This is a genomic window from Ureibacillus manganicus DSM 26584 (assembly GCF_000772945.1).
GTDB lineage: Bacteria > Bacillota > Bacilli > Bacillales_A > Planococcaceae > Ureibacillus > Ureibacillus manganicus.
The window spans coordinates 52,027-73,178 of the sequence record NZ_JPVN01000001.1 but is presented as its reverse complement, the minus strand read 5'-3'; the positions used below and the strand labels follow the sequence as shown (position 1 = coordinate 73,178).

17 protein-coding genes are annotated in these 21,152 nt (G+C 34.9%); all 17 read left to right on the top strand.

Annotated features, from left to right (window positions below; all coding sequences use genetic code 11):
• The first annotated feature begins 44 nt into the window (after nt 1-44).
• Entirely contained in the window at nt 45-563 is a 519-nt protein-coding gene (gene rimM, locus CD29_RS00350; protein WP_036181632.1) for a ribosome maturation factor RimM, read from the top strand.
• Nucleotides 563-1,300, top strand: a complete 738-nt coding sequence (gene trmD, locus CD29_RS00345) for a tRNA (guanosine(37)-N1)-methyltransferase TrmD (protein WP_036181629.1) — start codon at nt 563-565, stop codon at nt 1,298-1,300. Before rimM ends, trmD begins: the two co-directional genes overlap by 1 nt.
• Before the next feature lie 130 nt (nt 1,301-1,430).
• Nucleotides 1,431-1,775, top strand: a complete 345-nt coding sequence (gene rplS / locus CD29_RS00340) for a 50S ribosomal protein L19 (protein WP_036181626.1) — start codon at nt 1,431-1,433, stop codon at nt 1,773-1,775.
• Between the two features lie 198 nt (nt 1,776-1,973).
• The gene (gene lepB, locus CD29_RS00335) at nt 1,974-2,582 is read left to right on the top strand and encodes a signal peptidase I (RefSeq protein ID WP_328286465.1); all 609 of its coding nucleotides are present in this window, start codon (nt 1,974-1,976) and stop codon (nt 2,580-2,582) included.
• Nucleotides 2,583-2,656: 74 nt separating this feature from the next.
• On the top strand, nt 2,657-3,535 hold the full coding sequence (gene ylqF / locus CD29_RS00330; protein ID WP_036181623.1) for a ribosome biogenesis GTPase YlqF: 879 nt from the start codon (nt 2,657-2,659) through the stop codon (nt 3,533-3,535).
• Between the two features lie 165 nt (nt 3,536-3,700).
• Nucleotides 3,701-6,868: an ATP-binding cassette domain-containing protein gene (locus CD29_RS00325; protein WP_036181620.1), complete on the top strand. Its 3,168-nt coding sequence runs from the start codon at nt 3,701-3,703 to the stop codon at nt 6,866-6,868.
• 214 nt (nt 6,869-7,082) lie between these two features.
• A complete protein-coding gene (locus CD29_RS19480) occupies nt 7,083-8,600 on the top strand; it encodes an S-layer homology domain-containing protein (RefSeq protein ID WP_052123924.1) in 1,518 nt (505 codons plus the stop codon).
• A 393-nt stretch (nt 8,601-8,993) separates the two neighbouring features.
• Nucleotides 8,994-9,761, top strand: a complete 768-nt coding sequence (locus CD29_RS00315; protein ID WP_036181617.1) for a ribonuclease HII — start codon at nt 8,994-8,996, stop codon at nt 9,759-9,761.
• 11 nt (nt 9,762-9,772) lie between these two features.
• The gene (locus CD29_RS00310; RefSeq protein WP_036181614.1) at nt 9,773-11,677 is read left to right on the top strand and encodes a hypothetical protein; all 1,905 of its coding nucleotides are present in this window, start codon (nt 9,773-9,775) and stop codon (nt 11,675-11,677) included.
• A complete protein-coding gene (locus CD29_RS00305) occupies nt 11,674-11,973 on the top strand; it encodes an EscU/YscU/HrcU family type III secretion system export apparatus switch protein (protein ID WP_036181611.1) in 300 nt (99 codons plus the stop codon). Before CD29_RS00310 ends, CD29_RS00305 begins: the two co-directional genes overlap by 4 nt.
• 153 nt (nt 11,974-12,126) lie before the next feature.
• Nucleotides 12,127-13,287, top strand: coding sequence for an ADP-forming succinate--CoA ligase subunit beta (sucC, locus tag CD29_RS00300; protein ID WP_036181609.1), 1,161 nt, complete (start codon nt 12,127-12,129; stop codon nt 13,285-13,287).
• 18 nt (nt 13,288-13,305) lie between these two features.
• Nucleotides 13,306-14,208, top strand: coding sequence for a succinate--CoA ligase subunit alpha (gene sucD, locus CD29_RS00295; RefSeq protein WP_036181607.1), 903 nt, complete (start codon nt 13,306-13,308; stop codon nt 14,206-14,208).
• Nucleotides 14,209-14,324: 116 nt separating this feature from the next.
• Entirely contained in the window at nt 14,325-15,218 is an 894-nt protein-coding gene (gene dprA, locus CD29_RS00290) for a DNA-processing protein DprA (RefSeq protein WP_036181605.1), read from the top strand.
• Between the two features lie 116 nt (nt 15,219-15,334).
• Nucleotides 15,335-17,413: a type I DNA topoisomerase gene (gene topA / locus CD29_RS00285; RefSeq protein WP_036181603.1), complete on the top strand. Its 2,079-nt coding sequence runs from the start codon at nt 15,335-15,337 to the stop codon at nt 17,411-17,413.
• A gap of 645 nt (nt 17,414-18,058) precedes the next feature.
• Complete coding sequence (xerC, locus tag CD29_RS00280) at nt 18,059-18,958, top strand: tyrosine recombinase XerC (RefSeq protein WP_036181601.1); 900 nt, start codon at nt 18,059-18,061, stop codon at nt 18,956-18,958.
• Nucleotides 18,959-19,114: 156 nt separating this feature from the next.
• Nucleotides 19,115-19,663: an ATP-dependent protease subunit HslV gene (gene hslV, locus CD29_RS00275; protein ID WP_036181598.1), complete on the top strand. Its 549-nt coding sequence runs from the start codon at nt 19,115-19,117 to the stop codon at nt 19,661-19,663.
• Entirely contained in the window at nt 19,660-21,060 is a 1,401-nt protein-coding gene (hslU, locus tag CD29_RS00270; RefSeq protein WP_036181595.1) for an ATP-dependent protease ATPase subunit HslU, read from the top strand. The genes hslV and hslU overlap by 4 nt, the downstream gene beginning before the upstream one ends.
• The last annotated feature ends 92 nt before the right edge of the window (nt 21,061-21,152 follow it).

The window sequence follows — 21,152 nt, the reverse complement described above, 5'->3', positions numbered from 1 at the left end:
AAATTGGACACAAAGCGACCAAACTAAAAAGAGGTGAGCATAACATGGAATGGTTTAATGTTGGACGAATTGTCAACACACATGGAATAAAAGGCGAAGTACGAGTAATCTCCACAACAGACTTTGAAGATGTACGTTTTGCTCCGGGTAACCGATTAGCCATCTTCAAAAAAGATGACAAAAAGCCAACTTGGGTAACTATAGAAAGTGCCCGCCGTCATAAAAATTTTATCCTTCTTACTTTTGAAGGGCTTCATAATATTAACCTCGTTGAACATTTCAAAGAAGGGTTATTAAAAGTTACAAAAGATCAACTTGAAGTAGATGAACTAAAAGAAAATGAATACTATTACTTTGAAATTATCGGTTGTGAAGTGTTTTCTGATGAAGGGGAAAAACTCGGTACCATTACTGACATTTTAGAAACCGGTGCAAATGACGTATGGGAATTAAAAGATCCTAAAGGCAAAAAACATTACATTCCTTATATTGAGGATGTTGTAAAAGAAATTGATATCGATGAAAAGAAAATCATCATTCATGTCATGGAAGGACTTTTATAATGAATATACATGTCCTCAGTTTATTTCCAGATATGTTTACAGGAGTATTTGGTTCATCGATTCTTAAAAAAGCTCAAGAAAAAGGTGCTGTCACTTTAGCTGTATCTGATATTCGTGACTATAGCGATAATAAGCATAAGCAAGTGGATGATTATCCATATGGTGGTGGAGCTGGGATGGTACTAAAGCCTGAACCGATGTTCCATGCGGTTGAAACCTTAACACAACATATGAATAAAAAGCCACGCATCATTTTGATGTGTCCTCAAGGGGATCGATTCACTCAAAAGAAAGCAGAAGAATTAGCGAAGGAAGAAGAACTAATTTTCCTTTGCGGTCATTATGAGGGATACGATGAGCGTATTCGCGAATATCTCGTTACAGATGAAATCTCCATAGGTGATTTCGTTTTAACAGGTGGAGAACTACCTGCCATGACTGTAATCGATGCTGTTGTTAGACTTCTACCTGGTGTATTGGGTCAAGAGGATTCTCATATTCATGATTCATTTTCTACAGGGTTATTAGAGCATCCACATTACACACGTCCTGCTGATTTTAGAGGCATGACAGTTCCTGATGTGTTAGTGTCAGGAAATCATGGAAAAATCGAAAAATGGCGTGAAGAAGAATCTTTAAGACGCACCTTTGAGAGACGCCCGGATTTATTTGACCATTTAGAACTTTCAGCCTCACAAAAGGCTTTTCTTGAGACGTTGAAAAAGGAAAAAGAATAGGAATAATTGTTGCGAAAGCACCTTACTTTGTGGTATGATACATTCTGTGCTTCTATGGAAAGCACGTAATTACGGTGTTCCGCTGTAGTAACTAAAGACTATAAGAGCATCTGTACGAGGAGAGAAAATTATGTCAAACATTATTGCAGAAATTACAAAAGATCAACTTCGTTCTGATCTACCTACATTCCGCCCAGGAGATACTGTGAAAGTTCACGTAAGAATCATCGAGGGTACTCGTGAACGTATCCAAGTATACGAAGGTGTTGTTATTAAACGTCGTGGTGGCGGTATTAGCGAAACATTTACAGTTCGCAAAATTTCTTACGGTGTTGGTGTTGAACGTACATTCCCTGTACACACTCCAAAAATCGAGAAATTAGAAGTAATTCGCCGCGGTAAAGTACGTCGTGCGAAACTTTACTACCTACGTAACCTACGTGGTAAAGCAGCTCGTATTAAAGAAATTCGATAATAACTGTTTAGAGTGGGGGTTTTTCAATAGAAAAGCCCCCTTTCTTTTTAACCAATTATAAAGTTCGTTAAACTAACTAAACTACATAAAATACGATTAGCTCGACCACACTTTTCGGTCGAGTTATGTTTTTCTTTCAAACACTTGTAATTTATATCTACATTGCAATAAAATGATGATAGATGGGGGGACATCTCCGTGGAAAATATAAAAGAAGAACAATATGAAAAACAACCAGAGAAAAATGAAAAAAAGAAAAATGAACTTTGGGAATGGACAAAAGCGCTCATCATCGCATTTTTAATTGCTGTAGTCATACGATATTTTTTATTTACTCCAATAGTAGTAGATGGAGATTCTATGATGCCAACCTTAGAAAATGGAGATCGAATGATTGTAAACAAATTTGGTTACATGATTGGAGAACCAAATCGTTTTGATATTGTCGTATTTCATGCACCAGAGGGAAAAGATTATATAAAACGTGTAATTGGTTTACCAGGTGAGCATATTGAGTATAGAAATGACCAACTATATATTAATGGCGAACCTATTGAAGAACCTTATTTAGACGAATATAAGTCTCAATTACCAAAAGGTGATTTAACACAAGATTTTACACTACAGGATATTCCAAATGTTGACCCGAATGTAGAAGTCATTCCAGAAGGTTATGTTTTTGTTATGGGTGATAATCGTAGAGGAAGTAAAGATAGCCGTCATATTGGGCTTGTCAATATTGACGAAATCATCGGTAGTACAAATCTAATCTTTTGGCCGATCAATGAAATACGATTTGTAGAATAGCTTGAAAACACTTTTAAAGGAGGTTCATGGCAATCTCCTTTTATTTTTTTGATTTAGCTTAGGAGGTAACAACTATGACAATTCAATGGTTTCCAGGGCATATGGCAAAAGCCAGAAGACAAGTACAAGAAAATTTAAAGCTAGTTGATATTATATTTGAATTAATCGATGCCCGTTTACCAATATCATCACGAAACCCAATGATCGATGAAGTAATCCACCAAAAACCACGATTATTAATTTTAAATAAAGCAGATATGGCAGACGAATCAGAAACTCGCAAGTGGGTGCAATATTTTGCGGACAAAGGACAAACTGCTGTTGCCATTAATTCATTTGAAGGTAAAGGACTGCAAAGTGTAACAAAGGCTGCAAAAGAAATTTTAGCTGAGAAATGGGAACGGATGAAATCCCGTGGTATGAAACCAAGAGCAATTCGAGCAATGATAGTTGGGATACCAAACGTAGGTAAATCCACATTAATCAATCGTTTAGCGAAGAAAAATATTGCAAAAACAGGGAATATGCCAGGAGTAACAAAAGCGCAACAATGGATTAAAGTAGGCAATGAAATTGAACTATTAGATACACCGGGAATTCTTTGGCCAAAATTTGAGGACCAAGAAGTTGGACTAAAATTAGCAATAACAGGTGCCATTAAAGACGCTGTAACCAATATGGAGGACATCGCTGTATATGGATTAAAATTTTTATCCATCCATTATCCAAATCGACTGGAAGAACGTTTCGGCATTACAAGTGTTTCTGAAGACTTAGTAGAAACATTCGACCATATAGGGAAATTGCGACGCGTTTTTGGACAAGGTGGAGAAATTGAATACGATAAAGTGGCCGAATTAATTATTCGTGACGTTCGTGACCAACACTTTGGAAAATTATCATTCGATTTAGTGGATGAACAACTTGAGAAAGAAACTATACAAGAGAAATGATTTAAGAGAAACAAATCCAAACGATTCGAGTAGTTTGTTGGGCTATTTCACAATAAGCTAACGTTTCTATAAAACAAGAAGCTGTAATTGAAAGTATTACTTTCTAGACAGCTTCTTTCACTTTAGTACACAGAGAATTCTAAAAATAGAAAGGAGAGTATAACATTGAAAATCAATCAATTAATAGCGAACAATATTAACAAATTAGATGCGGTTCTTCCAACTGATCGATCGTTAGGAATTGCAGGTTTATCTGGTTCAGGAAAAACAACTTTTTGCCAAACAATTGGTGAAGAATCAAAAAAACGACTCGTGTCCTTATTGCCAAAAGCAGAATATCAATATTTATTTCCAAATATTATGGAAACAAATTTCAGTGCCATACATATGGAAGATATGCCTTTAGTTCTTTTCCTCGGAAAATCTTCTATATCTTCCAATCCCCGTTCAACAATCGGGACGCATACTGGCGTATTAACAGAAGTCCGACAAAAAATCGCAGAAAAACACAACCTTTCTCCAGAAGTATTTTCATTTAACAATGAATTAGGCTGGTGCCCTAAGTGTAAAGGACGAGGTACAAATAATAACATTGAATGTCAGAAATGTAGTGGCAGACGTTATAATGATGAAACACTTCAATACACAATCGAATTATTTAATAAGCCGCATAACATCGCTGACATAAATAATTTAAGTGTTGAAAAAATACTATCACAATCTGAACAATTAGCTATTAGCGAACAAAAACAACATATTCTTCAAAATATTATCAATATGAACATTGGTTATTTATCTTTAGATCGAATTATGGGGACATTGTCTGGTGGGGAATTAACTAGACTATACTTGGCTGAATTCATGTCTGTAAGTGAAAATACAGTCATTATTATTGATGAAATATCTGTAGGGATTGACAAAGTTACATTACTAAAAATTTTAGAACAGATTAGATTATTAGGATTTAAAAACCAAGTTTGGCTAATTGACCATTCGGACACAGTTCTTAATACAACAGAATTCAAGGTTTTCTTTGGACCAGGTAGTGGTAAATATGGTGGGGAAATCGTAGATGAATCACCACGTCCTAAACCAGTGTACTTAGAAATAAACGAACAAGAACCAAAAGATTACTATCAGTTTACTAATTTATCTAGCCGTAATATTGAAATCGATGAGTTAAAATTACCAAAAAATCGACTTGTTACGATTACAGGTGAGTCTGGTAGTGGTAAATCAACACTAGTAAACGAATGTATTGCGAAAGATTTTCCGAAACTATATAAAAAAGATAAGCTTGTCATGGTTGGACAAGATAGAAATCAATCAATTACAAGTCGATCAACTGTCGCTACGTTTCTAGATATTAAAAAGAAAATGACAAAATATAGTGAAACGGTGGAAGATATTTTCGATCGTTCTATTGAGGATATTATTGATGAACTTCCAAACGAAGATATCGCACATAAACGTTTAAGTTTATTAATTAAACTGGGGCTAGGATATTTAACATTAAATCGCAAAACACAAACACTTTCGACTGGTGAATTCCAATGTGTGCATTTAGTATCAGAACTGTTTGTGAATTCTAAAAATCCACATACACTGTTCATATTTGACGAACCATCAAAAGGGTTATCGCAAAATATATTAAATCAATTTATTGATAGTATTCGAGGTATTCTTCAAGATGAATCCGTATCTATCATCATGATTGAACATAACGACTATATGATGGAAAGCTCGGATTACATCGTTGATTTTGGCAAAAGACAAGAGGAGCCTGTTACAAATCTAGAAATAGTTAGTCATCGACAATATTTTGAAATGAAAAATAAAGAACAAATTATTCAACCATCAACGATTTCATCAAAGTTGAAATTACAAAATGGCGTTTCCTTCTTAAAGGAAAACCAAATTGACTACTTTAAAAAAGCTGAACAAGTATACAAAGGTGGAATTTTAAAAAGCCTATCATCCATGGCACGTTTGATTTACGGCGAATATGATTCCAACAAAATCGCGCCGGTAATTGCGATTGACCTAGAAAGGCATTTATATAGTCAATTCAGTTTTCTATATGAAATGGGTGGGGTCATTAATCATATAATTGCTGCACATCCAACGAACAAGGATACAAGAAGCTTTGATTTCTTTTCTTCGGACAATCATTGTCCATCTTGCTCGGGACGTCTTAAAGTTGAAGTGTTTGATAAAAATCTAGTCATTCAAGATAAAACTGTTCCATTTTGGGATGGACTATTCTATCAAGACGTAATGGAAGTATTAAAATTTTATCAGTACTCTAAATTAGAGTTTATATTTGAAGAAATTAAAAATGAACTCGGGTTTGACCTTACGAAAAGCTACAACGAAATGTCAGATGAAGAAAAACATATCTTCTGGTATGGCTATTTTGAAAATTCATTTTATGACAAAAATAGTAAAGCACGTAGAACTTGGGTAGGTTTTAATACGATTCTTGGGATGTATATGGTCATTTCAAAATCGGAAATTAAAGAGCAAATGAAAGCTTCTAAAGAGATGATCGAATGTCCGATTTGTAAAGGTACAGTATTAAATCACCGTAAACCACTTTACTTTAATGAAATCGATATTCGTGAAGTCATTAATAAGCCAATTGACGAAGTATTAAAAGTCGTAGGGGATGTACCTGCACTAATAAAACTGAAATCGGTAGTAGGGGGTGATATGGTCTTAACGGAAGATGTATCTTTACTGCCTAGAGACACTCAAGTTGCACTTAAAATGTTTGAATTAGAGCAAGCAAGTTTTAAAGGCTATGAAATTGTCTTACAAAACGTAAATCCATTTTGGGATAAAATTAAGGACAATATTGAATCCATTAGTAAAAACAATGTAGTGACTATTTCTGACTTCCCAAACATTAATGAAACAAGGGATACGATCATTGACAAATACTTCACAAATAGTAAATACAAAAAACTAACGTATGTGTATGAAGCCTTTGGTTATAAAAAGTTAGTGACTACAATCAATAAAATAAGAAAAAGCCATCCGTGTCCATTCTGTAAAGGAAAGAAAGTTATTTCAGAAGATAATCTCCATGATGGTGTCTATAAATTAACCCATCCATGTGTTAGTTGTGATGAAACGGGAATAAATGATGAAGGTCAAAACGAACTTGTTGAAGGAATCGAAGTAAAAACGTGGCTTACTGGTACGGTGAGTGACATTGTTGATGGAAGCCTAATAACAGAAGAAGTTTCTAGAATACTAATTTTTAATCGTATTCGTGAATTGAACAAACAAGATATGATGGCAGTTTATGAATGCCTAGAAGGAAAGTAACAGTTATTGAATTTCATTTGAAACTAAAGGATTTTTATTCACTTCTGAATAGATCTCCTTTAGTTTTTATTTTTTTATGACAATATAGTAATCTATTTCATTAACTGTATTTTTGAAAGAATACTTTTCAAATTTAAACATAAAAGATTCATACATATAAATTAAATTATTGTTATTATAAAAGGTAGAGTTAATTAGATTTGGAGGAGTACCTTTGTTTAAAAAATTTATCGTAATATTTTTTGTATTAATCGTATTTTCGTTCCCTTTAACATATGAACAAACAAGTGCACAATCAATTTTCCCTGATGCAAAGGGACATTGGGCAGAAGATGCAATTGATTATTTATATGAAAATGACATTGTAAAAGGTCTACCAAATGGCGATTTTGGTGTCAAGGATTCGATTAAGCGTAGAGATGCAGCAATCATGATCGCACTAGCAAAGGGATTAGACACAAAGAATATTAGTAGTGAAAACCCTTTTAGCGATATTAATCCTAATAGTTATTACTATAATTATGTAATAGCAGCTGTGAATGCTGGTTATATAAATGGGTATCCCGGAGGTAAATTCAATCCAAATGGTGAACTAACACGACAGGAAATGGCTGTCATTTTAGTAGAAGCTTATGATTTTGAAAATCTAGGTGGTCCAGTTTTTAAAGATGTATCTGTAAATGCTTGGAGTTACGATTACATTCAAACAATCATTTCAAATAAAATAACTAGTGGTATTTCTAGTACGCAATATGGTCCACTAAAAAATATTACAAGATCTGAATTTGCATTAATGTTAGCAAGAGCTGAAGATGAACGTTTTCGTGAACAATACATTGACATCGATGACTCTTTTTCATCGATCCCTAGTGAAGCGGATTTTGTTATTCAAAATTACAGCCCTCAAATTTACGAAATATTAGATTCTGTTTCACAAAATGAGGGAAAAACTGTTGAACAATTAATCGCCGTTTGGGAACAAGAGGAAAATCTTTTTGGAACGATCAATATGGCCGTTCACGAAATAATACATTCCTATCAATTAAAAGATTTATTTACATATAAAGACGGAAGCTATTACTATAATTTTAATCATAGAGTGAACAATCAAAAATACGCATTAAGTCATCTAAAAGAAAGAATATACCCATCTTCACTCATGGGAAAAACGATACCGAAGAATTTACAAACATTTAGATTTGAAACTTATATTTCTCCAGAAGCTAACCGTAATATGGCTTCGATACAAAATGGTGCATATGGAATCTTAGTAGAATATGAGGCTTATTATATTGGTGATCATGCTGCTTATCAGTCCTATGATTATTTGAAAACATTACCATTCAACCGCTCAAATTGGCTAGATTACTATACATCCCTTGACGGAACTGCATATTACGAGTTTACTTATTTCATATTAAACTATTTAAAGTATGCTAAAACAAATGAGCCTGATGTATATAACTATGTCATGTCAGATAATCGCTTTAAAACAGTGTTCAAAAATGTTTATACAAATTACAAGACATTGATTGAAGATTTACATCCGAAAAGAGTAAATGAAATTTTACAAGATTTAAGCAATATGGGGATAGATGCGGAATTCAGGGATCCATATTTGATCATTAATGGAAGTGGAAAAGGCCTATCTATTGACTCCTCATTACTAAATGTTAAAAACGAACTAAAAAAATCAGAGTACCAAAACATTTTAAGCGAGTTATTAAAATAAAAAACTAACTTGCTGGGACAAAAGATAACTTTCAACCAAAGTTAGTATTACGTATAATAAAAATCTGCTAACGCCATATTAGAAAGTCGTTCGTTGGAGAGGCATGCGAAGACTCCTGCAGGACGTAGAAGCAGTCATGAGACCCCGGAGAGCTTTAGCTCCCGGAGGCTCATGGCTTCCCTGCGGAAAGCGAAGCATGCATCGGAAACGAACGTCGCTATATCAAAAAGGGCAGTTCATTGAATGAGATTGTACCTTTTCACTTATGTCCCAGCCTGTTTTTTCATCTTAGACACAAGTATTATTCTATTATGAAGAAATCTATCAATTTTTATGTAGTTTTCATCTAAAGTTGACGATATAAAGTGTAAGAAGTAAAGGAAGTGCATATTCATGAAGACAGTAAAAGAAATAACAATTGAGCTACAACAAGCGCGGGAATTTGAAGAATGGATGTCAGAAATTCAAAACGATGAAAGAGCTGGAGTCCAAAAAGCATGGATCTCTTGGCAAAATCGATATGAAAAACATCAAAAACTAGTAGAAGAACATCAGAATAAAATTGATTTTGACGCATCTTTCAAACCATTTAAGGGAGCATTTATTGCAGGAGTTGATGAAGCAGGACGTGGACCTTTAGCTGGCCCGGTAGTAACGGCAGCCGTCATATTACCAGAAGACTGTGAAGCACTAATTGGAATTAATGATTCAAAACAATTATCTAAAGTGCAAAGAGCCAATTTTGCAGAAACCATCAAACAACATGCATTAACCTACTCCATTCATTTTCAAGATGTAGAGACCATTGATGAAATAAACATTTATGAAGCAACGAAGCAGTCAATGAAACAAAGTGTATTAAATTTACATATAAAACCACATTATGTCATTTTAGATGCTATGGAAATTCAAATCGACACACCTCAAAGTTCAATTATAAAAGGGGATGCAAAGAGCTTAGCCATTGCATCAGCATCGATTCTGGCGAAGTATGCACGTGATGAATATATGGAACAATTACATAAAGAGTTTCCACACTACGGTTTTGACCAACATGCAGGGTATGGGACAAAACTACATTTAGAAGCGATTTCAACATATGGACCGACTATTCACCATCGCAAGAGCTTTGAGCCGATAAAATCTATGATACTAAAGTAAAGGGTGAGATGATGAGTTTCACTTCATTTAATCCAATTCAAATACAACAAGCAAATATTTCAAAAACTCAGCCTATAACGTTAAAACAAGGGCAAGTTCTCCATGGTACGATAAAAAAACTTTACCCAGATCAAATTGCAGAAGTTCAAGTTGGAGGGCATAGGCTACTAGCGAAGCTAGAAACCCCCTTAAAAGCTGGAGATTCGCATTTTCTTCAAGTAACAAGTGTTTCGCCACAAGCGGAGTTGAAAGTCGTTACGGGGCCAATGGACGCTTCTAGTACAATGAAACAACAGGTTAATGAGCTATTAGATTCGTTGAAAATCCCAAAAACTGCAGATATGCAGCAAGTAGTATCTCACTTTCTAAAAGAGCAAGTACCCATCTCAAAAGAACAATTATTACAAGTTCAAAATTTGTTAACTGGTAATGACAATTTATCAAAAAAGGATGCAGTTCTCGCTCTGCAAAAGATGATTGAACTGAAAATGCCATTAACCAAAGAAGTGTTTCTAGGCATATTACATGGCTCAAAAACAAGCGGTATGACTGATTCATTAAATTTATTTGCTCAATCGTTATTGATGGATAAATCTATTTCAGACAATACAAAAACAGAGATTACACAAACACTAAATAGAATAGCAAAGCCACTTGATGAAGTAAAAGGTGCAGTCATTATATCTCGTGCAATTCAGTTATTAGTAACCGAATCTGAACCCATTGGAAATAAGCTGCATGCATTAAATTTATTGAAAGAATCAACCATCTTACCAAAGCAGGCAACACTATCAAACTGGACGCAGCTACTTTCTGATCAGTTTAGGCATGAAACTAAGCCTCAATCACTTCAACTTGCAAACAATGTAATTCAAACTATGAAAAATATGAATGAAGGTAATGTATCTAATGTTTTAAACCAGGTTAAAACATGGACACAAAATGAACCTAATTTAAGTCAACTTCAGAAGAATGAATTGATGACCCTAACAGATCGATTTGAGTTGTTACCTAAAAATTCACAAACCATTGCACTATTTACAAAACAAATGAACGAGATATTACTAAAAGCATATTCATCAAATATTAATAATCAGCCGTTTAACCTAAACTCAAATGGAGCAAGTGCTATTGACCATTTATTATCACTTATAGGCAGAGATGAAATGAGAGTAGAATCAGGATTTCTATCGAATATTGCAAGAGTTGTAAATGAATCTTCACAACCTCAAATACAAAATCTAAACCAGCAAGCAGAACTTCAGCTGAAAGAAGCTTTTAATGGGAATACGATTCAACAAGCAATAAAAACTGTTCTAAATAGTTTAGGTATTAACTATGAAGCAGCATTAAATCAGAAATCGCCAGAAATTGAGCATTTAGCAGCTCAACTAAAGCCACAATTATTATCGTTAGTCAATGATGGAACTATTTCTTCTTCCTTAAAAGAGGTTGCTGAAGTATTACTAGCTCGAATGAATGGTATGCAATTACTATCAGGTGAAAATGGTCATCAGCAGCAAATCATTATACAAATTCCTCTACAGTTTTTTGGGAAATCTATGGATGCTACACTCCAGTGGAATGGAAGAATGAAGGAAGATGGCAAAATTGATTCGAATTATGCACGGGTAGTTTTCTACCTAGAAATGCAATCATTAAAAGAAACAGTCATTGATATGCAAGTACAAAACCGAATTGTAACTATCTCGTTTTATAATGAAAACAATCACTTACAACCTCTTTCAGAACCCTATCAGAACATATTAAAGGAACGCTTATCAGAAAAAGGGTATATATTATCAGGAATTTTCTTTAAAACTTTAGGGAAAAATAGCACTGAATCTACTGTCAAAGGGAGTAGTGAAAAAATAGAAGGGGAATCTAAATATAACGGAGTTGATATTCGGATATGAGTGAGAATAGGTTTACTCGAAAAGAAGCAATAGCATTATCTTACGATCCGAATGAAAATAGTAGCCCTAAAGTGATTGCTAAAGGGAAGGGGAAAATTGCAGAAAATATATTAGAAAATGCAAACCTTCATAATGTTCCAGTATTTGAGGATCCAAACCTTGTCGAATTACTAGGACAACTAGATTTAAATGAGGCTATTCCAGAAGATTTGTATCAAGCAGTAGCGGAAGTTTTTGCCTTTATTTACAGATTGGATGAGCAACATGGCACGTTAAAATTGAAAAAAGACTATTAAATCTATTCTACCATTTAAAACGTTAAGTAGAAAAATAATGTAGAAACGAGATTTAATTTGTCGTAAAATACAAACATGGACATAACCATTTTGTTTGTATAAAATAATAATGGTAATAAATTTATTTCCAGATGACCGATTGGAGGATGTAGGATGAATATCCACGAGTATCAAGGGAAGGAAATTCTTAGAAAGTATGGAGTTACCGTTCCTAAAGGGAGTGTAGCTTTTTCTCCGGAAGAAGCAGTTAAAGTAGCAAAAGAACTAGGTTCAAACGTAACAGTAGTTAAAGCGCAAATTCACGCTGGAGGTAGGGGTAAAGCTGGCGGAGTAAAAATTGCAAAAAATTTGGACGAAGTTAGAACTTATGCAAAAGAGTTACTTGGAAAAATTTTAGTAACTCACCAAACTGGTCCTGAAGGTAAAGAAGTAAAAAGACTGTATATTGAAGAAGGATCAGACATAAAAAAAGAATATTACTTAAGTTTTGTATTAGATAGAGCTACTTCTAGAGTGGTATTAATGGGCTCTGAAGAAGGCGGTATGGATATTGAAGAAGTCGCAGAAACGAATCCAGAAAAAATCTTTAAAGAAGTAATCGATCCAGTTACAGGGTTATTACCATTCCAAGCACGTCGCATGGCGTTTAATATGAATATCCCAGCAAAATTAGTAAATAAAGCAGCTAAGTTAATGCTAGGATTATATAAAGCTTTTGAAGAAAAAGACGCATCTATTCTTGAGATTAACCCATTAGTAGTAACAGGTAATGATGACGTAGTTGCATTGGATGCAAAATTTAATTTTGACGCAAATGCGCTATATCGACATAAAGATATTGTTGAGCTAAGAGACTTTGATGAAGAAGATCCAAAAGAAATCGAAGCTTCAAAATACGATTTAAGCTATATCTCCCTAGATGGAAATATTGGGTGTATGGTAAACGGTGCTGGACTAGCTATGGCAACGATGGACACAATTAGCTACTATGGCGGAAGTCCTGCTAACTTCCTGGACGTTGGGGGCGGTGCAACAACGGAAAAGGTTACAGAGGCATTCAAAATTATTCTTTCTGATCCACAAGTTAAAGGGATTTTTGTAAATATTTTCGGCGGTATTATGAAGTGTGACATTATTGCTGAAGGTGTTATTACTGCAGCAAAACAAGTAGGGTTATCTGTACCACTAGTTGTAAGATTAGAAGGTACAAATGTAGCTATTGGTAAAGAATTATTAAATGCTTCAGGATTAAATATAGTTGCTGCGGATTCCATGGCAGATGGAGCTCAGAAAATTGTCGAATTAGTAGGTTAATGGAGGGTAGGGAAAATCATGGGTGTATATATTAATGCAGATACAAAAGTAATTGTTCAAGGTATTACAGGAGAAACAGCACTATTCCATACGAAGCAAATGCTAGAATATGGTACGAAAATTGTTGCAGGTGTAACACCGGGTAAAGGTGGACAAACAGTAGAGGGTGTTCCCGTTTTTAATACTGTACAAGATGCAGTAAATGAAACAGGTGCAAATGTTTCAGTCATTTATGTCCCTGCTCCATTTGCAGCAGATGCGATTGTAGAGGCTGTGGATGCTGGTTTAGATTTAACAATTTGTATTACTGAGCATATTCCAGTAATTGATATGGTAAAAGTAAAGCGTTATATGGAAGGTAAGAAAACACGATTGGTTGGACCAAACTGCCCAGGAGTCATTACTGCTGACGAATGTAAAATCGGAATTATGCCTGGGTATATTCATACAAAAGGACATGTTGGTGTTGTATCACGTTCAGGAACACTTACTTATGAAGCAGTTCATCAACTATCCCAAGCTGGAATTGGACAAACGACAGCAGTAGGGATTGGCGGTGACCCTGTAAATGGTACGAACTTTATCGACGTATTATCAGAGTTTAATAACGATCCTGAAACTTATGCGGTTGTAATGATCGGAGAAATCGGTGGTACTGCTGAAGAAGAAGCTGCTGAGTGGATTAAAGCAAATATGACAAAACCTGTTGTAGGATTTATCGGTGGACAAACTGCACCTCCAGGTAAACGAATGGGCCATGCTGGAGCAATTATTTCAGGTGGAAAAGGAACTGCAAAAGAAAAAATTAAAGCAATGAATGAAGCAGGAATCGAAGTAGCACCAACTCCTTCGGTTATTGGTGAAACATTAATTAAAGTATTAAAAGAAAAAGGTCTATACGAACAATGTAAGACCCATTAAAATGGAGGTGTAGCGACTTTGCTACACCTTTTCATTTTTGTTATGAGCAATTTAAAAAATGCGGTCAACTTTTTTATAAGAGTTTCTTCTATATAATATAAGAGGTGATATGTAAATTGACTGAACAAGGAAATCATCAATTACTTGCCTTGCATTATGTTTATCCTCTTACGTTAAAAGCTTACAAAAGACTCATACAATCCTTAGACTCCTTAGAGAACCTATCGACAACTTCCCCGACAAGATTAGCTAACATTTTACAAATTTCTTTGAATAAATCAGAGAATATTTTGCGAGAATACGTTAAAATGCTTCAAGTAAATTTACTAGAAGCATATTCCTCTCAAAGTATCGTTCCTATTTCCTTTAAAAATAAATGGTACCCTAAAGAACTATTTGAATTAATAGATCCACCGACTGTTTTTTATGCGAAAGGGGACGTATCACTTTTAACAAGAACGAATAAGATTGCTGTAATCGGAGCTAGAAATGCAACCAACTATTCTTCAATGGCACTTGATTTTATCATCCCCCCACTAGTGGAGAAAGACTATGTCATTGTAAGTGGATTAGCTAAAGGTGCTGATAGTATTGCTCATTCGGCCGCGATTCGGTATGGGGGAAAAACAATTGGTGTTTTAGGGAGTGGCTTTTTTCACATATATCCTAAAGAAAATCGTTCATTAGCCCTAGAAATGGAGAAAAGCCATTTATTAATTACAGAATATCCACCTTATGTTGAGCCTCGAAAATGGCAATTTCCAATGAGAAATCGTATTATTAGCGGTATTAGTGAAGCAGTGGTTGTAACAGAAGCTGCATTGTCAAGTGGTACACTAATTACAACAGACCATGCACTCGATCATGGAAAAGATATTTTTGTAGTTCCAGGACCCATCAATTCTGAACTCTCAAAAGGGACAAACTTACTGTTAAAAGAAGGGGCTATACCGATCTGGAATGGCTATCAAATTATTGAGGAAAGAAAAATGTTTTTGGGTAAATATTGAAAAAAAGTTGCATTATCTTTCAAACTGTTATACATTTTGCAACAGGTATTCATTTTCATACAAATTTAACTATAATAGATTTTTTAAAGAATTTACCTCTACAGGGGGATGTAATAATGGCAGATTATTTAGTGATTGTTGAGTCACCAGCAAAAGCAAAAACAATTGAAAGATATTTAGGAAAGAAATATAAAGTGAAAGCGTCTATTGGACATGTTCGTGATTTACCACGAAGTACAACAGGAATTGATGTAGAAAACAACTACACACCAAAGTACATTACAATTCGTGGGAAGGGTCCGGTATTACAGGATTTAAAAACTGCTGCAAAAAAAGCTAAAAAAGTATATCTTGCAGCCGACCCGGATCGCGAAGGTGAAGCGATTGCTTGGCATCTAGCCCAAGCATTAAATATTGATACAAATTCTGACTGTCGAGTTGTATTCAATGAAATTACAAAAGATGCAATATTAGAATCTTTTAAAAACCCAAGAGCAATTAATATGGATTTAGTAGATGCACAACAAGCTCGCCGGATTTTAGACCGCCTAGTTGGATATAACATCAGTCCACTTTTATGGAAAAAGGTGAAAAAAGGATTATCGGCTGGTAGAGTACAGTCTGTAACAATGCGTCTAATTATTGACCGTGAAAACGAGATTAAAAATTTCGTTCCAGAAGAATATTGGTCAATTGAAGCCACTTTTGAAAAAGGCAAAAAGCCATTTGAGTCTTTTTTCTATGGAACTGACAAAGAAAAAGTCAAATTAACAAATGAAGCTCAAGTAAATGAAATATTAAAAAGCTTAAATGGTGATGAGTTCGTTGTTACAAATGTGGTTAAAAAAGAACGAAAAAGAAATGCTTCACCGGCATTTACTACTTCATCCTTGCAACAAGAAGCTGCTAGAAAACTAAATTTCCGTGCAAAGAAAACCATGATGCTAGCACAACAACTCTATGAAGGTATTGATGTAGGGAAAAAAGAAGGAACTGTCGGGTTAATTACGTATATGCGTACGGATTCTACACGTATTTCCGAAACAGCAAAAACTGAAAGCTACGAGTATATTAAAGAAAAATATGGTGCGGATTATGTTGTCGGAGAGGGTAAAAAGGCTAAAAAATCAACAAATGCCCAAGACGCTCACGAAGCAATCCGACCTACAAGTGTACTAAGAACACCTGAGTCCCTTAAGGATGTCCTAAGTCGTGACCAATTGAGATTATATCGACTTATTTGGGACCGCTTTGTGGCGAGTCAAATGGCACCTGCTGTATTAGATACTGTTTCAGTCGATTTGGAAAATTCCGGAGTATACTTCCGTGCCAATGGATCTCAAGTGAAGTTCCCTGGGTTTATGAAACTTTATATTGAAGGTACAGATGATCAAACAGAAGAAACAACTAAGCTTTTACCTGAAATGGAAATAGGAGATAAGGTAAATTCATTAGAGATTATTCCTAACCAACATTTTACTCAGCCGCCACCACGTTATACTGAGGCGAGATTAGTAAAAGAGCTTGAGGAATTAGGAATTGGTCGACCATCAACTTATGCTCCAACTCTTGATGTTATCCAAAAAAGAGGTTACGTACAATTAGACGCAAAACGATTTGTTCCAACGGAGCTTGGTGAAATTGTCCATCAATTGATGAGTGAATTTTTCCCAGAAATTATCAATATTGAATTTACTGCAAAAATGGAACAAGATCTCGACAAGGTTGAAGATGGTCAATCGAATTGGGTAGAAATAATCGATGAATTTTACCGTGATTTTGAAAAATATTTAAAACATGCAGAAGAAACGATGGAAAAAATTGAGATAAAAGATGAACCAGCAGGTGAAGATTGTGAAAACTGTGGAGCCCCAATGGTTTATAAATTAGGGCGTTACGGCAAATTTATGGCGTGTTCAAACTTTCCAGATTGTCGTAACACAAAAGCGATTTTAAAACTGATTGGGGTAAAATGTCCTTCTTGTGAGACTGGCGAAATCGTTGAAAGAAAAAGTAAAACGAGACGAACGTTTTATGGTTGCAACAATTATCCAGAATGTGAATTTGTATCTTGGGATAAGCCAATTAGTAGACCTTGTCCAAAATGTAGTTCATTATTAATAGAGAAGAAATTGAAAAAAGGTGTACAAATCCAATGTACGAAATGTGATTATGAGGAAGCTGCCGTTCAATAAGAAAAGCGAAGAACGCTCGCCCAGCTCCGACCGCAACTGGCCGTTCGTAAACGCGACATCCTGTCGCACTCCCGGCACTCGTACATCCATGTACTTCGGAGAAACCGACAAAAGAGCGCTCTTTGCTCTTGCAGACGGTTTTGAAGTTGCCGAGGAGCTAGCGTTCGGAGCTAGACAATAAGAAAAGCGAAGAACGCTCGCCCAGCTCCGCGTCGGCGACAAAAAAGCGCCACTTTCTGTGAAAAGCGGAAAACACTCGCGATAAATAACTTCACACTAATATTGAACAAATTGTAAACACGATTCTAAATTTTATGAATTCTCAAACAATATATTTGATTTTTGCCTCTAAAAGTTGTTATAATTTTAGAGGCTTTCATATTGTATACATTTATATGGATTAGCTATTCTTTACTAAATTGTTAACGTTTACTCATTCTTAACAATTATTATGTATTTTTCACTTGATTATTTATTGAGATAAGTTTAGTGTCATATTTGGAGTTTTAAGATAACTCCATATGGTGGTTTAACACATAAATAGTAAATGGGTAATAATGTTCCAATCTATTCTCATATAGTTTTAGCATTGTCTATATGGAATTGTATCCATACAGCCGAAGGATTTGTATTGGAGGTGTTTGTATGTCGATAAATATAGAAGATAGCTTAGGACAATTTATTCGATATATACAGTTAGAAAGAAACTTTTCGATACATACTGTAAAAGAATACCAATATGATTTGAATGATTTCTTAGAATTTTGTAAGCGTGAAGGAATCGCAGATTTAAATGATGTAGAGTATCTCCATGCGAGGTTGTATGTAACTAAATTATATGATGAAAAAAAAGCTAGAACTTCAATATCAAGAAAAATTTCCTCCATTCGTTCATTTTTCCGCTTTTTAAATCGGGAATATCAATTGGATGACGCGCCTTTTTCTTCACTCTACCATCCCAAAAAAGAAAAAAGATTACCAAACTTTTTTTATGAGGAAGAACTCTCGAAATTATTTGAAGAAAATATTGGTGAAGATATAAAATCTATACGCAATATTGCTCTACTTGAGTTGCTTTATGCTTCAGGGATCCGTGTTAGTGAGTGTGTATCTATTGAGTTAGATGATATAGATCTAAATTATTCTATTTTAAGAGTCATGGGTAAAGGAAGAAAGGAACGAATCGTACCTTTCGGGCATTTTGCACAAGATGCATTAATAAAATATATTCATGAAGCTCGGCCGAAAATGATGAAGCATACAAAACATAATCGTTTATTTGTAAATATGCGAGGAAACGAACTTACTGCCGGTGGAGTGCGTTATATATTAAATGAAATGATTGAAAACGCATCTTTGAAAACTAAAATTTATCCACATATGCTCAGACATACTTTTGCAACGCATCTACTAAACAATGGTGCTGATTTAAGAACTGTTCAAGAACTATTAGGACATGCAACTTTGTCATCTACACAAGTATATACACACGTAACAAAAGAGCATCTTCGAAATACTTATATGAAAGCACATCCAAGGGCTTAACTTCGAAAAGCAAAGGATTACGCATCGATATATAGTTTGTGTCAGCATAAGGTTTGTAATTTTGTGAGACACATCTACGCAAAAAATGATCTAAGACTAGTGAAAGTCATTTATCGTTAGAAATGTCAAGGCGAATTTGATTAAGGGAGAATGATTATGGGACAATTTCATGCAACTACTATATTTGCAATTCACCATAATGGAAAATGTGCGATGGCTGGTGATGGTCAAGTAACACTAGGTAATGCTGTTGTAATGAAACATACTGCAAGGAAAGTAAGAAGACTGTATCAAGGTAAGGTTTTAGCAGGATTTGCAGGATCCGTTGCAGATGCTTTTACATTATTCGAAATGTTTGAAGCAAAGTTAAACGAATACAATGGTAACTTACAAAGAGCAGCGGTAGAAGTGGCAAAACAATGGCGTGGTGATAAAATGCTACGTCAACTGGAAGCTTTGTTATTAGTTATGGATAAAAATACTCTACTTCTTATTTCAGGTACTGGAGAAGTAATTGAGCCAGACGATGGAATATTAGCCATTGGTTCGGGAGGTAATTATGCATTATCTGCTGGTAGGGCTTTAAAAAGACATGCAGGTGAACATTTAACTGCTAAAGAAATTGCAGAGGCTGCTTTAACTGTAGCAGCAGATATTTGTGTGTATACAAACCATAATATAATCGTGGAGGCGCTTGAAGAATGACAGGACTAAATTTAACGCCTAGACAAATTACAGAACATTTGAACAGACATATTGTTGGACAAACGCAAGCGAAAAGAGCTGTAGCAATTGCACTTCGTAATCGTTTTCGACGCTCAATGTTAAGTGAAGACTTAAAAAACGAAATTATACCAAAAAACATTTTAATGATTGGTCCAACTGGTGTTGGTAAAACAGAAATTGCAAGACGAATAGCAAAACTAACAAATGCTCCATTCATAAAAGTGGAAGCAACTAAGTTTACTGAGGTCGGCTATGTTGGAAGAGATGTTGAGTCGATGGTACGTGATTTAGTAGAAGCTTCAAGAAGATTAGTTAAAGATGAAATGATGAATAATGTGAAGGAACAAGCAGAAGCTCTTGCAAATGAAGCCATTGTAAAATTATTAGTTCCTTCAAGGAAAAAAGATAATGTGGCACAAAATCCTTTTGAAATGTTATTCGGTGGTCAAAAGAACGACAAGCCAAATGATGATTCTTCACAAGAGGAAACAGAAGTTCGTTCAAAACGTTCTCAAATTGCAGCTGACTTAAAAGCAGGTAAGCTTGAAGAATCGATTGTAACAGTCGAAGTAACTGAACAAAATACTGCTATGTTTGATATGATGCCGGGAATGGGCATGGATATGGGTTCATCAGGCATGCAAGATATGCTTTCAAACTTAATGCCTAAAAAGAAAAAGAAAAGAAAAATGAAAGTAAAAGACGCACGTAGAGTTTTGGTCATTGAAGAGGCAAATAAATTAATTGATTCTGATGAATTAGCTCAAGAAGCAATTGATAGAGCAGAACAATCGGGGATTATCTTTATAGACGAAATTGATAAGATTGCTAGTCGTGGATCATCTCAATCTGCAGATGTTTCAAGAGAAGGTGTTCAACGAGACATTCTACCAATTGTGGAAGGGTCAACAGTTACTACAAAATACGGCCCTGTAAAAACTGACTTCATATTATTTATTGCAGCTGGTGCTTTTCATATGTCTAAACCAAGTGATTTAATACCAGAACTGCAAGGGCGTTTCCCAATTCGTGTAGAGCTTGAAAAATTAACAAAAGATGATTTTATTCGTATTTTAAAAGAGCCGGATCAGTCATTAATATTACAATATAAAGCTTTACTAGAAACAGAAGGTGTAACGATCAATTTCACAGATGATGCAATTGATCGCATTGCAGAAATTGCAACACAGGTAAACCAAGACACTGACAATATTGGTGCTAGGAGATTGCATACAATTTTAGAGCGTTTGCTCGAAGAATTATCTTTTGAAGCTTCTGAAATTGCTCCAAGCCATATTGAAATAACGCCGGCATATGTCGATCGAAAACTAGGGGAAATTTCAAAAAATAAAGACTTATCTCAGTTTATTCTATAGAGAGTAATCTTTTAATAGTTAGTGTACCAGTTCTTGGCTTGATCAAAACAAAGACCGTATTAACATTTTTCCAATAATTCAGGATAAAACTA

Coding starts and splice junctions, on each gene's coding strand:
- rimM (WP_036181632.1), top strand. CDS start 45: ATGGAATGGTTTAATGTTGGACGAATTGTCAACACACATGGAATAAAA.
- trmD (WP_036181629.1), top strand. CDS start 563: ATGAATATACATGTCCTCAGTTTATTTCCAGATATGTTTACAGGAGTA.
- rplS (WP_036181626.1), top strand. CDS start 1,431: ATGTCAAACATTATTGCAGAAATTACAAAAGATCAACTTCGTTCTGAT.
- ylqF (WP_036181623.1), top strand. CDS start 2,657: ATGACAATTCAATGGTTTCCAGGGCATATGGCAAAAGCCAGAAGACAA.
- CD29_RS00315 (WP_036181617.1), top strand. CDS start 8,994: ATGAAGACAGTAAAAGAAATAACAATTGAGCTACAACAAGCGCGGGAA.
- CD29_RS00310 (WP_036181614.1), top strand. CDS start 9,773: ATGAGTTTCACTTCATTTAATCCAATTCAAATACAACAAGCAAATATT.
- CD29_RS00305 (WP_036181611.1), top strand. CDS start 11,674: ATGAGTGAGAATAGGTTTACTCGAAAAGAAGCAATAGCATTATCTTAC.
- sucC (WP_036181609.1), top strand. CDS start 12,127: ATGAATATCCACGAGTATCAAGGGAAGGAAATTCTTAGAAAGTATGGA.
- sucD (WP_036181607.1), top strand. CDS start 13,306: ATGGGTGTATATATTAATGCAGATACAAAAGTAATTGTTCAAGGTATT.
- topA (WP_036181603.1), top strand. CDS start 15,335: ATGGCAGATTATTTAGTGATTGTTGAGTCACCAGCAAAAGCAAAAACA.
- xerC (WP_036181601.1), top strand. CDS start 18,059: ATGTCGATAAATATAGAAGATAGCTTAGGACAATTTATTCGATATATA.
- hslV (WP_036181598.1), top strand. CDS start 19,115: ATGGGACAATTTCATGCAACTACTATATTTGCAATTCACCATAATGGA.
- hslU (WP_036181595.1), top strand. CDS start 19,660: ATGACAGGACTAAATTTAACGCCTAGACAAATTACAGAACATTTGAAC.